Origin of the sequence: Bradyrhizobium sp. 87 (genome assembly GCF_023073015.1) — a bacterium.
Taxonomy (GTDB): domain Bacteria; phylum Pseudomonadota; class Alphaproteobacteria; order Rhizobiales; family Xanthobacteraceae; genus Bradyrhizobium; species Bradyrhizobium canariense_D.
Genome location: NZ_JADPIQ010000022.1, coordinates 90,771 through 103,392, shown reverse-complemented (window position 1 = coordinate 103,392; position 12,622 = coordinate 90,771). Strand labels below are relative to the sequence as shown.

The 12,622-nt window shown below is 64.3% G+C and carries 12 protein-coding genes; 11 read left to right on the top strand and 1 reads right to left on the bottom strand.

Annotation, left to right across the window (positions count from 1 at the left end; all coding sequences use genetic code 11):
* Window positions 1-25: 25 nt before the first annotated feature.
* Window positions 26-931, bottom strand: coding sequence for a phosphoserine phosphatase SerB (serB, locus tag IVB50_RS04985; protein WP_018454339.1), 906 nt, complete (start codon window positions 929-931; stop codon window positions 26-28).
* 11 nt (window positions 932-942) lie between these two features.
* Between serB and miaA the strand changes: the two genes are divergently transcribed.
* The 11 genes from miaA (at window position 943) to IVB50_RS04930 (ending at window position 12,597) form a co-directional block, all read left to right on the top strand.
* Window positions 943-1,899, top strand: coding sequence for a tRNA (adenosine(37)-N6)-dimethylallyltransferase MiaA (gene miaA, locus IVB50_RS04980; protein WP_018454340.1), 957 nt, complete (start codon window positions 943-945; stop codon window positions 1,897-1,899).
* A gap of 330 nt (window positions 1,900-2,229) precedes the next feature.
* Complete coding sequence (locus IVB50_RS04975) at window positions 2,230-4,005, top strand: acetolactate synthase 3 large subunit (RefSeq protein WP_018454341.1); 1,776 nt, start codon at window positions 2,230-2,232, stop codon at window positions 4,003-4,005.
* A 5-nt stretch (window positions 4,006-4,010) separates the two neighbouring features.
* Window positions 4,011-4,994: a threonine dehydratase gene (locus tag IVB50_RS04970; RefSeq protein ID WP_026232715.1), complete on the top strand. Its 984-nt coding sequence runs from the start codon at window positions 4,011-4,013 to the stop codon at window positions 4,992-4,994.
* 23 nt (window positions 4,995-5,017) lie between these two features.
* A complete protein-coding gene (ilvN, locus tag IVB50_RS04965; protein WP_007613340.1) occupies window positions 5,018-5,560 on the top strand; it encodes an acetolactate synthase small subunit in 543 nt (180 codons plus the stop codon).
* A gap of 3 nt (window positions 5,561-5,563) precedes the next feature.
* Window positions 5,564-6,253 carry a class I SAM-dependent methyltransferase gene (locus tag IVB50_RS04960; RefSeq protein WP_007613338.1) on the top strand — a complete coding sequence of 230 codons (690 nt, stop codon included), beginning with the start codon at window positions 5,564-5,566 and terminating at the stop codon, window positions 6,251-6,253.
* A 69-nt stretch (window positions 6,254-6,322) separates the two neighbouring features.
* The gene (locus IVB50_RS04955) at window positions 6,323-7,198 is read left to right on the top strand and encodes an EamA family transporter (RefSeq protein ID WP_018454343.1); all 876 of its coding nucleotides are present in this window, start codon (window positions 6,323-6,325) and stop codon (window positions 7,196-7,198) included.
* Between the two features lie 7 nt (window positions 7,199-7,205).
* Window positions 7,206-7,808 (top strand): LysE family translocator, encoded by a 603-nt coding sequence (locus IVB50_RS04950; RefSeq protein WP_018454344.1) that lies wholly within the window; start codon window positions 7,206-7,208, stop codon window positions 7,806-7,808.
* 147 nt (window positions 7,809-7,955) lie between these two features.
* Entirely contained in the window at window positions 7,956-8,975 is a 1,020-nt protein-coding gene (gene ilvC, locus IVB50_RS04945) for a ketol-acid reductoisomerase (RefSeq protein WP_007600992.1), read from the top strand.
* Window positions 8,976-9,447: 472 nt separating this feature from the next.
* Window positions 9,448-10,299, top strand: a complete 852-nt coding sequence (locus IVB50_RS04940; protein ID WP_018454345.1) for an SDR family oxidoreductase — start codon at window positions 9,448-9,450, stop codon at window positions 10,297-10,299.
* A gap of 62 nt (window positions 10,300-10,361) precedes the next feature.
* Window positions 10,362-10,652 carry a DUF1330 domain-containing protein gene (locus IVB50_RS04935; RefSeq protein WP_018454346.1) on the top strand — a complete coding sequence of 97 codons (291 nt, stop codon included), beginning with the start codon at window positions 10,362-10,364 and terminating at the stop codon, window positions 10,650-10,652.
* A gap of 232 nt (window positions 10,653-10,884) precedes the next feature.
* Entirely contained in the window at window positions 10,885-12,597 is a 1,713-nt protein-coding gene (locus tag IVB50_RS04930) for a sulfatase-like hydrolase/transferase (RefSeq protein WP_018454347.1), read from the top strand.
* Window positions 12,598-12,622: the final 25 nt, after the last annotated feature.

Genomic DNA, 12,622 nt, shown 5'->3' with positions numbered 1-12,622 from the left:
GGGCATGACGGCGGAGAGGAGGAGGCTACGCCTCCACGAACTCCTCGCGCCGATACCCCTGCGCGTACAGCAGCGCGGTGAGATCGCCATGATCGATCCGCGCCGCCGCAGCGGCGGCCACCGCGGGCTTGGCGTGATACGCCACGCCCAGCCCCGCCGCCTGGATCATCGCGAGATCATTGGCGCCGTCGCCGACCGCCAGCGAGTCGATGTCGTCGAGATCGAACGATTCCATCAGATCCACCAGCGTCGCGAGCTTTGCCGCGCGCCCCAAAATCGGCTCCTTCACCTCGCCAGTGAACTTGCCGTCGCGGACGACGAGCTCGTTGGCGCGGTTCTCCTGGAAACCGATCCTGGTGGCGACCGCGCTGGTGAAAAGCGTGAAGCCGCCGGAGACGAGGCAGGCATAGGCGCCATGGGCGCGCATGGTCGCGACCAGTTCGCGGCCACCCGGCGTCAGCGTAATGCGCTTGGCCAGCACCTCGTCGACGGCACTGGCGGGAAGGTCCTTGAGCAGCGCGACGCGCTCGCGCAGCGCCGGCTCGAACTCGATCTCGCCGCGCATCGCGCGCTCGGTGATGGCGGCCACATGGGCCTTCACCCCGACGAAATCGGCGAGCTCGTCGATGCATTCCTGACCGATCATGGTGGAATCCATGTCGGCGAGAAAAAGCTTCTTGCGCCGGAAGCCGACTGGCTGCACCACGATGTCGATGGGCAGGTCGCCGCGAAGCTCGCGGAGCCGCTGCTCGATGGCGTGACGGTCGCCTTCGAGGTTACTGTCGGCGCCGAACGGGATGTCGACTGCAACCCCGTCGAACAGCCAGTGCGCGGGAGCTGCCTGAGGCAGCACGGCGCGGGCGCCGTCGACGATGGTCGAGTCGAGCGCGGGATTATTCGGGTTGCAGATCAGCGTGGCAACGAGGGACATTTGAGGTTTTCGTGAGCGAGGGGCAAGTCGGCAGAAGGCATGTTGGCAAGGCGGTGCTTATCGCAGGCCCGACCGCCAGCGGCAAGTCGGCGCTGGCGCTCGAGCTTGCGCTCGCTGCGGGCGGGGTCGTGATCAATGCCGATTCCATGCAGGTCTACCGTGACCTCCGCATCATCACCGCGCGCCCCACCCTTGGCGACGAGGCGCAGGTGCCTCATCGCCTGTACGGCCATGTCGATGCGGCCGTGAATTTTTCAGCCGGTGCCTGGGTGGGCGACGCGGCCAAGGCGCTCGAAGCGGCGAAAGCCGAAGGGCGCCTGCCGATCTTCATCGGCGGCACCGGGCTCTATTTCAAGGCGCTCACGGCGGGCCTTTCCGTGGTGCCACCGATCCCTCTCGAGGTGCGCGAGGACGTCCGGGCGCGGCTGGAGCGGAACGGCGTCGAAGCGCTGCACGACGAACTCGCAGCCTCCGATCCGCGGGCGGCCGAGCGCTTGAACCGTCGCGATCGCACGCGCATTGCGCGCGCGCTCGAAGTGGTCGAAGCCACCGGCCGTTCGCTGCTGGACTGGCATCATGAGGGCCAGCCGCCGCTCTTGCCCAAGGACAGTTTTCGGGCGGTGTTCCTCGCGCCCGAGCGCGACGAGCTCTATGCGCGCATCGACGCCCGCTTCGACGCCATGTTGGGTGCCGGCGCGCTAGAGGAGGCGGTGCGTCTCGCCGCCCGAAACCTCGATCCGCTGCTGCCGGCGATGAAGGCTCATGGCGTGCCGGCGCTAATCCGGCATCTGCGCGGTGAGCTCAGCCTGGAGCAGGCGGCGACCATCGGCCGCGCCGACACCCGCCACTACGCCAAGCGGCAGTTCACCTGGTTCCGGCACCAATTGCCCGAATTCGAGTGGGTGAAGCCGGGGGAGATTCGGGGCTGGCTGGCGGCGATCGTGAACGCGGCGCGGGACCAAGGCTGACACGCTTTTGTGCCTCGGCTCCCGAATTTACCTCTCGCCCAACCCCGGGAACACCGCTACACTGCCAAAATCGCGCGGGAACGGCCGCATTGCCTTGACATCGGGGCGCTGGCCGCTATGTTTCGCGCAACCTTTGGGAAGCCGGGCACCTGCCATGCGTAACATTATTACCAAACTCCTTATCGCCGTCGTACCCAGGCACACCGCCGGGGGTGGCTAGCTGCCATCCACATGACAGGCGGTGTGCATGGGCCCTCTTCGGGGCCTTTTTTATTTCCGAAAACCCGACACGAACGAAGCCGCTGACAACAGCGCATCCGGAGCAAGCCAATGAGCGACAAGAGCCACGATCCGAACCAGATGACCGGCGCCGCGATGATCGTCCGCGCGCTCATCGATCATGGCGTGACCGACATTTTCGGCTACCCCGGCGGCGCGGTGCTCCCGATCTACGACGAGATCTTCCAGCAAAGCGAGGTCCAGCACATCCTGGTTCGGCATGAGCAGGGCGCGGGCCACGCCGCCGAGGGCTATGCGCGTTCGACCGGCAGGCCGGGCGTTGCACTGGTGACCTCCGGCCCCGGCGCCACCAACATGGTGACGCCGCTCACCGACGCGCTGATGGACTCGATCCCGCTGGTCTGCATCTCCGGCCAGGTGCCGACGCACCTGATCGGCAACGACGCGTTCCAGGAATGCGACACCGTCGGCATCACGCGCCCCTGCACCAAGCACAACTGGCTGGTGCGCGACGTCAACGATCTCGCAAAGGTGCTGCACGAGGCGTTTTACGTTGCGACCACGGGTCGGCCGGGCCCGGTGCTCGTCGACGTGCCCAAGGACGTGCAGTTCGCGACCGGCACCTATCATCCGCCGCGCAAATCCGACGTGCATCGCTCCTACGCGCCGCGCGTGAAGGGCGATGCGACGCAAATCCGCAAGGCCGTCGCGCTGCTCGCAGGCGCCAAGCGCCCCGTGATCTATAGCGGCGGCGGCGTGATCAATTCCGGTCCCGAGGCGACCAGGCTGCTGCGCGAGCTGGTCGAGGTCACCGGCTTTCCGATCACCTCCACCCTGATGGGCCTCGGCGCATATCCCGCCTCGGGCAAGAGCTGGCTCGGCATGCTCGGCATGCACGGCACCTATGAAGCCAACATGACCATGCATGATTGCGACGTCATGCTGTGCGTCGGCGCGCGCTTCGACGACCGCATCACCGGCCGCGTCGATGCGTTCTCGCCGGGGTCGAAGAAGATCCACATCGACATCGACCCGTCTTCGATCAACAAGAACATCCGCGTCGACGTGCCGATCATCGGCGACTGCGGCAACATCCTCGGCGACATTCTCCAGGTGTTCAAGGCGGAGGCGAAGAAGCCCGACATCAAGGCCTGGTGGCAGCAGATCGCGCAGTGGCGCGCCCGCAACTCGCTCTATTTCAGGAAGAGCAACGACGTCATCCTGCCGCAGCATGCGATCCAGAGCCTGTTCGAGGCGACGCGCGGCAAGGACACCTACATCACCACCGAGGTCGGTCAGCATCAGATGTGGGCCGCGCAGTTCTACGGCTTCGAGGAGCCGCATCGTTGGATGACCTCGGGCGGTCTCGGCACCATGGGCTACGGCCTGCCGGCCGCGGTTGGCGTGCAGGTTGCCCATCCCGACAGCCTCGTCATCGACATCGCGGGTGATGCCTCGGTGCAGATGACGATGCAGGAGATGTCGACGGCTGTGCAGTACGAGCTGCCGATCAAGATCTTCATCCTGAACAACCAGTACATGGGCATGGTGCGGCAGTGGCAGCAGCTGCTCCATGGCAACCGCCTGTCGCATTCCTATTCGGAGGCGATGCCGGACTTCGTCAAGCTCGCGGAAGCCTACGGCGGCGTCGGCCTCCAGGTGCACAAGCCCGGTGATCTCGACGGCGCCATCCAGGAGATGATCTCGGTCAAGCGCCCGGTGCTGTTCGACTGCCGCGTCGCGTCGCTGGAAAACTGTTTCCCGATGATCCCCTCCGGCAAGGCGCACAACGAGATGCTGTTGCCGGAGCAGGCCAACGACGAAGCCACCGCGAAGGCGTTCGCCGGCGGTAAGGCGCTGGTGTGAGCGTGATGTTCGACCTGAACGAGCTCGAACGCGCACATGCGATCGTGGGGCAGGCGGTGCCGGCAACGCCGGCGCACGCCTGGCCGCTGCTCGCCGAGCGGCTCGGCACGCAGGTCGTGGTCAAGCACGAGAATCACACGCCGACGGGCGCCTTCAAGGTGCGCGGCGGGTTGGTCTATCTCGATCGGCTGAAGCGCGAACGGCCGAACATTCCGGGCATCATCTCGGCGACGCGCGGCAATCATGGCCAGAGCCTCGCCTTTGCGGCGAGCCGCCATGGCGTAACTGCCGTGATCTATGTGCCGCGCGGCAATTCGGTCGAGAAGAACCGCGCGATGAAGGCGTTCGGCGCCGAACTCGTTGAGCACGGCGAGGACTTTCAGGCCGCACGCGAGGAAGCCGGACGCCACGCGCAGTTCGCCGGGCTGCACATGGTGCCGTCGTTCCATACGGACCTGGTGCTGGGCGTGGCGACCTATGCGCTCGAATTGTTCCGGGCCGCGCCCGATCTCGACATCCTCTATGTGCCGATCGGGCAAGGCTCGGGGATCTGCGGCTGTATCATGGCGCGCGATCTGCTCGGCCTGAAGACCGAGATCGTGGGCGTGCAGTCGACCGAGGCGCCGTCCTACGCGCTGTCGTTCGCGGCGGGTCAGGTGGTGACCACCGAGACCAGCAACACGCTCGCGGACGGCATGGCGACGCGGATTCCCGATCCGGAAGCGCTCGCGGTCATCCTCAAGGGCGCCTCGCGTATCGTCCAGGTGACGGACGATGAAATCGCGCTCGCGATCCATGCGCTCTGGACCGACACGCACAATCTCGCCGAAGGCGCCGGCGCCGCCGCGCTCGCCGCGGCGCTTCAGGACAAGACAGGATTGTCGGGCAAGCGCGTCGGTCTCGTGCTGTCCGGCGGCAATATCGATTTCGATCTGTTCCGCGGTTGGGTCGGGACGGATGCGCCGGTCGCTCATCAGGCGACGGCGTAACGACGAGAATGAAGGGGACGACAATGAACCAGCCCGCATCTGCCTATTTCATCGAGGAGCGCCACGACCCGAACGAGACGCATACGCTTTCGGTGCTCGTGCAGAACGAGCCCGGCGTGCTCGCGCGCGTCATCGGCCTGTTCTCGGGGCGCGGCTACAACATCGAGAGCCTCACGGTCTCGGAGACCGAGAGCCAGAAGCATCTCTCGCGCATCACTATCGTCACCACGGGTACGCCCATGGTGATCGAGCAGATAAAGCATCAGCTCGACCGCATGATCCCGGTCTATCGCGTCGTCGACATGACGCTGACCAAGCGCTCGATCGAGCGCGAGCTGGCGATGGTCAAGGTACGCGGGCAGGGCGAGCATCGCGTCGAGGCGCTGCGGCTGGCGGACGCGTTCCGCGCCCGCGTGATCGATGCCACCACCGAGAGCTTCGTGTTCGAGATCACAGGCAATACAGACAAGATCAATCAGTTTATCGACCTGATGCGTCCGCTTGGCCTTGTCGAAGTGTCGCGCACCGGTGTTGCCGCGATTGGTCGCGGGCCTGAGGGAATGTGAGCCATGCTGGCGCGCGACTGGTATTACAACGAGCGGAACCGGATGGGGATCGGGCCTGCAGTGGCCTCGATCTACGACAGTCATGACGATGCCGATCTACGGGCGCGCGCCGCGCTGAAAATGCTCGGCGTCCAGCGCGGCTGGCGCATTGCCGATATCGGTTGCGGCAACGGCGTGCTCGCGACCGAGGCGGCGCTGATGGGCGCCGAGGTCGATGCCATCGACATCTCGCCCGCGATGCTGGCGCTCGCCGAGATCTACGCGCGCGACCGCAAGGCGCCCGTGCGCACGCAGTCCGCCGGCCTGCTCAGCTTCGCCTACCGTCCGGAATCCTATGACCTGATCGTCAGCGAGTTCACGCTGCACCATCTGCCGGATTTCTGGAAGGCGGTAGCCATGTCGCGGATCTATCGCGCGCTCAAGCCCGGTGCCACTTTCTATTTGCGCGACATCGTCTACGCCTCGATGCCCGATGCCGTCGAGCGCGACGTTGACCAATGGGCCGACTTTGAGATCAAGAACCACGATGTCCCGCGTGAAAGCGTCGTCACCCACATGCGCGACGAGTATTCCACTTTCGGCTGGGTCATGGAGCGGATGCTGACCGACGTCGGCTTCACGCTGGTCTCGGCCGATTACCACGCCCCGATGCACGGCACCTATCTGCTGCGGAAACCCAATTCCTCCACGTAACGGCCGGCGAGCAAGGCTCGACCAGAACAACAAACAGGGCTGCACGACAGGGCAGAACCGGGAACGACAATGAAGCCGGCCGACATCCTCATCGCCATCCTGGTGGCGGTCATCTGGGGGCTTGCCTTCGTGGCGAGCCGGATCGCGCTCGACGAATTTTCGCCGGAGCTGATGACGGCGATGCGCTTCACCATTGCCGCGGTGCCGTGCCTATTCATCCGCAAGCCCAAAGTCGCCTGGTCGCTCCTGATCGCGATCAGCTTCACGCTCTTTCTCGGCCAATTTCTGAGCCAGGCCTATGGCATCGCCCATGGCGTGCCGGTGGGGCTGACCAGCGTCGTCGTGCAGAGCCAGGCGCTGTTCACGATCGGCTTTGCCGCGATCGCATTCGGTGAGCGGCCGACGCCGGTGCAGACGCTGGGCATCGTCATCGCAGCCATCGGCCTTTTGATGATCTGCGGCACGGTCGGCTATGATTTCAGCGTCGGTGCCTTCGCCGTGCTGATGATCGCGCCGGTCAGCTTTGCGGTCGGCAATGTCCTGCTGCGCGGCGCCCGCGGCGTGCCGATGTTCGATCTGTTCGCCTGGTTGTGCCTCGCCACCGCGGTGCCGCTGTTCGCGCTCACGCTGGTCGTCAACGGACCAACGCCGACCTGGCAGTCGCTGATCCACATGTCGCTCACCGGCCTCATTTGCCTGCTGTTGATCGGCGGCATCTCCACCAGCATCGCCTATTGGCTGTGGGGCCGGCTGCTACGTGACTATCCCCCTGCGCAAGTGGTGCCGTTCGCGCTGCTGGTGCCGTTCGTCGGCTCGGCTGCGTCCAGCATCGTGTTCGGCGAGCGGTTCGGCCCGCTGCGTCTCGCCGGCATGCTCACCGTGATCGGCGGTATCGCGGTGATGGTGCTCGCGAAGCGTCCGCAAGTCCTGCCGAAGACCGCGTGAGGTGACTATGGCCTATTCGCTCTTCTATGCCTTCCTCGCCTTTATGGTCGTGATGTATTTCACGCCCGGGCCGAACAACATCATGCTGCTGGCCTCGGGCCTGACCTACGGCTTTCGGCGCACCATCCCCCACATCGCCGGTATCGTCATCGGCTTTGCTTTCATGATCGCCGCCGTGGGTCTCGGGCTCGGCACAGTGTTTCTGGCCTATCCGATCCTTCAGACCATCCTGAAATACGCCGGCGCGGTCTATCTGATTTACCTTGCCGCCGTGATTGCTTTGTCCGGCCCGACCACGCCGGACGGCGAGACCGGCCGCGGCCCGATGACCTTCTGGGGCGCGGCGATGTTCCAGTGGATCAACGCCAAGGGCTGGGTGATCGTGATCGGCACAATCACCGCCTACGCGGCGATTGCCCGATTCCCCATCAATATCGCGATCCAGACCCTGGTCAGCCTACTCGTCGGCGCGGTCTCGACCGTGGTCTGGGTCCTGTTCGGCACTGCACTACGGCCGGTGCTGACCTCCGAGCGGCTGGTCCGCGCCTTCAACATCCTGATGGCGATCCTGCTGCTGGCGTCTCTCTACCCCGTCGTTATGGATGCATGATGCCTCAGCTTTCCATGCAGAAACGGGTTTCCCAGGGGGCCGAAAATGCTCTAGACAGCCCCCGAAATCCGCAAATTTCACCGTCCGAGACCTGACCGACAAGACCTGACCAACGGCCGATTCCGGCCCCTGAACGAGGAAACGACCATGCGTGTTTATTACGATCGCGACGCCGACCTGAACCTGATCAAGGGCAAGAAGGTCGTCATCGTCGGCTATGGCAGCCAGGGCCACGCCCATGCGCTGAACCTGAAGGATTCCGGCGTCAAGGACGTGGCGATTGCGCTCCGCAAGGGTTCGGCCTCGGCCAAGAAGGCGGAAGCTGCCGGCTTCAAGGTGATGGAAGTCGCCGAGGCCGCCAAATGGGCCGACCTGGTCATGATGCTGACCCCGGACGAGCTCCAGGGCGACATTTACCGCGAGCACCTGCACGACAACATGAAGAAGGGCGCCGCCCTCGTCTTCGCGCACGGTCTCAACGTCCACTTCAACCTGCTCGACCCGCGCGCCGATCTCGACGTTCTGATGATCGCGCCGAAGGGCCCCGGCCACACGGTGCGTTCGGAATACCAGCGTGGCGGCGGCGTGCCCTGCCTGATCGCGATCGCCAAGGACGTCTCGGGTAACGCCCACGACCTCGGCCTGTCCTACGCCTCCGCCGTCGGCGGCGGCCGTGCTGGCATCATCGAGACCACTTTCAAGGAAGAATGCGAGACCGACCTGTTCGGCGAGCAGGTCGTGCTCTGCGGCGGCCTGGTCGAGCTGATCAAGGGCGGCTACGAGACGCTGGTCGAAGCCGGCTACGCCCCGGAGATGGCCTATTTCGAGTGCCTGCACGAAGTGAAGCTGATCGTCGACCTGATCTATGAAGGCGGCATCGCCAACATGAACTACTCGATCTCCAACACCGCGGAGTACGGTGAGTACGTCACCGGCCCGCGCATCGTCACCGACGAGACCAAGAAGGAGATGAAGCGGGTTCTGAACGACATCCAGTCCGGCAAGTTCGCCCGCGACTGGATGCTCGAGAACAAGGTCAACCAGACCTCGTTCAAGGCGACCCGCGCCAAGCTCGCCGAGCACCCGATCGAGGAAGTCGGCGCCAAGCTGCGCGACATGATGCCCTGGATCAAGAAGGGCGCGCTGGTCGACAAGTCGAAGAACTAAGCGGCCGTTCGGATGCGGCGTATCGGTTGCGCCGCATCCGGACACGCGAGCGAAAACACAAGCTTCGCTCGCCAAACCAATTCTTAAATCTTCGCGATTATATTCGAGCGAGATCGCAACCAGCGGTCTCGCTCTTTTCGTCTCGCGCGAAGCATTGCTGCTTCATTCAAATTCTTCGCGAGCTGAAGTGCTCCCTGAGCATGAAGAACTGACGCTTAAACCACATTCTTGGTCTCGCGTTGTTTTCGGAATTTCTCAGAAGCTCCCGATCCTCAAAAGCCCAGCGTCTTCAGGGTCAAGGATTCGGCTCTTCATCCATACCTTCAGGATGCAATCAATCGCACGTCGCGAGGTTCGCACCTCGCCTTCAACTTAAGAACTGACACCCGCGGCGTCTCCTTGAGCGGTGGACGGCATTGCGCCCCGGCACCTTTCGCCTGCATGATCGCGGGAGCTCTTGGGGAGGAAGATCATGCGATCCGTCGTCGTCACCGGCGCGTCCACCGGCATCGGCTGGGCCATTGCGAAGTTTCTGATCGGGCGCGGCTATCGTGTTTTCGGTAGTGTCCGCAAGCAGGCCGATGCGGATCGGCTCATGGGTGAATTCGGTACGAACTTCACGGCGCTGCTGTTCGACGTCACCGACGAGGCGGCGGTCCTCGCGGCTGCGCGAAAAGTCCGCGAGGCGCTGGGCGGCGAGACGCTGGCCGGTCTCGTCAACAACGCCGGCGTCGCGGTCGCCGGTCCCGTGCTCGAATTGTCGGTCGACGACTTTCGCCGGCAGATGGAGATCAACGTCATCGGCCCGGTCATCGCGACGCAGGCCTTTGGGCCGCTGCTGGGCGCCGACCCGTCGCTGGAGGGACCGAAGGGCCGGATCGTGATGATCAGCTCGGTCGCGGGCAAGAACGGCAATCCGTTGTCGGCGCCTTACTGCACCTCCAAGCATGCCATCGAAGGTCTGTCGGAGAGCTTGCGCCGCGAATTGATGCTGTTTGGCATCGACGTCATTATCGTCGCACCCGGCGCCGTCAAGACGCCGATCTGGAGCAAGGCCGAGCAGATCGATCTTTCGGTCTACCAGAACTCGCCTTATCTGCCGGCGCTGAACAAGGTCATGGCGTTCATGATGAAGCTCGGCGAGACCGGGCTGCCGGCCGAGCGGATTGCCGAGGTCGTTTTCGAGGCGCTCACCGCCGAGAGGCCCAAGGTTCGCTACCAGATCACGCCGGACCGGATGCGGCATTTGATGACGGCCACGCTGCCCAAGCGTGTGGTCGACCGCATCATCGCCAAGCGGCTCGGGCTGCTGCCGCAGGGCTGAGCCTCCGAGGTGAGACCATTGCCGGACAGGTGATCAATTTCCGATCGTGGGAGCGTCTTGAGATGCCGGCTTATGTGATTTTCGACGTCGAGATCAGGGATTTGCAGCAGTACCAAAGCTTCATGTTGGGCGTGAAGCCCGCCCTGGAGGCCGCTGGAGCTCGATATCTGGCGCGAGGGGGCGCCCACAAGGTCTACGAGGGAGACTGGCAGCCCCGCAGGATCGTTCTGCTGGAATTCCCATCCGTCGCAGCCTGGGAGGCATTTTACACAGGCGCGACCTACCAGGGTCTCAAAGCGGTCCGGGACGCTTGCAGTTCTGCCCGCCTGGTCAGCGTCGAAGGCCTCGACTAGACGGCAAGTCGGTTCTGCACTGCGGGATTTGCCCTAGGGACGAATTGGGCCCGGAGACCGATCGGCTTCCGCTAACATTAAGCGAAGGTCGGACCGCGACACGCGTTGCTTGTCCGTGACCGTTCAATTACAGTTTTATGACACGGTGCAGGCCTTCCGGCTGCGCCGAACGCCGCAGGCCCGGTCAGCCGGCTCGGCATCACCGTGCCGGACCAGCAGTTGCGTGTCGTCGATGGCGTCCGCGCCCAATCCAGGTCCTTCTGCCACGACCGCCGTGCTGGCAAGCGTCGCTGCGCTCGGCATCTGGCGGCTGCTCGCGGTTGCAGCGCCGCATCTCGCGGCGCTCGTCCTGATGTACGAGACCGAGACGGATTTCGGCGCACGGCTCTCCTTCGTGCTGGCCTGGGGCATCCTCAACTTCTTCTGGATCGCGCTGCTGCGGCGGCCGGCGCTCTCGGGTGCGCTGTCGCTGACTATGGTCGTGGTGCTGGTGCTGCTGTCACGGCTGAAGCACGACGTCGTGCAGATGACGGCCAACTTCATCGACCTGATGATGATCGACCGCGACACGGTGGCGTTCCTGTTCACGATCTTCCCGAATTTGCGCTGGTCGGTGATCGGGGCCGGCCTGGTCACGCTGCCGCTGATGTATGCGCTGTGGTGGCTCGACCCATTCCGCATCCGTAGGCTACCGGCGCTCGCCTCGATGCTCGCCTGCCTCGCCGCGCTGGTCGGCTATTCGCTCCACCATCCGGACGAGGCTTGGCGCGGCTATTACGACGACGGCTATCTCTCGAAGTTCTTCCGCTCCGGCGTCAGCGCGGTCTCCGACTTCGCGCAATACGGCTTCATGGAGTCGGCCGCTTCGACCAACGAACGGCTCAACATGCCGCTGGTCGATGCCTGCCATCCTGCCGGCCGGCGGCCGAACATCATCATGGTCCATGATGAATCGAGCTTCGACATCCGCGCCGCGCAGGGCATCAAGGTGCCGGCCGGCTACGGCAGCCATTTCAAATCCTGGGACGGCAAGGAGCGCGCGTTCCTGGCCGAGAGCAATGGCGGGCCGAGCTGGTTCACCGAATACAACGTGCTCGCGGGGTTGTCGTCGCGCTCGTTCGGCCGCTTCGCCTATTTCGTGACGCGCATTGCAACAGGCCGTGTCGAGCGCGGCCTGCCGCTGGCGCTGCGCCGCTGCGGCTACGACACGATGTCGCTGTACCCCGCCTATGGCGGCTTCATGGCCGCGCGCAGCTTTCAGGTGACGACCGGCATCGAACGCTTTCTCGACTCCAAGGATCTCGGCGCCAAGGATGTCGAGCCGGATAGCTTCTTCTACGACAAGGCGCTCCGGCTGATGGGCGAGCGGACGCCGAACAAGCCGCTGTTCACCTTCATCTATCTCGGCGCCAATCATTTCCCCTGGGAGACGCGCTTCCGCCCGGATCTGCTGCCGAACTGGCGCGCACCGGGCAATGTGCCGTCCATCGACGAGTACCTGCGGCGGCAGGCGATGAGCGCCGAGCAGTACAACGCTTTCCTCGCGGGCTTGAAGAAGAAATTTCCCGGCGAACCCTTCCTGATCGTGCGCTACGGCGATCATCAGCCGGAATTCGCGCCCGGTATCCTCGAGCCCGGGCTCGACGAGGGCGCTCTCGGCAAGAAGCTCGACGCCTACGACGCACGTCTCTACGCGACTTACTACGCGATCGACGCCGTCAATTTCGAGCCGGTGAAAAGCGAGGCCGTGATGGACACGGTCGACGGCCCGTATCTGCCGCTGGTTATCCAGGAAGCCGCCGGCATCCCGCTCGATCCGTCCTTCGCCGAGCAGAAGGAGATCATGCTCCGCTGCAAGGGCATATTCTACGGATGCAAGGACGGGGCCGAAGCGCGCCGGCTTAACCGGCTGCTGATCGATGCGGGGATGATCAGGGGGCTGTAGCGTCTCTCCAACGTCGTCCTGGCGA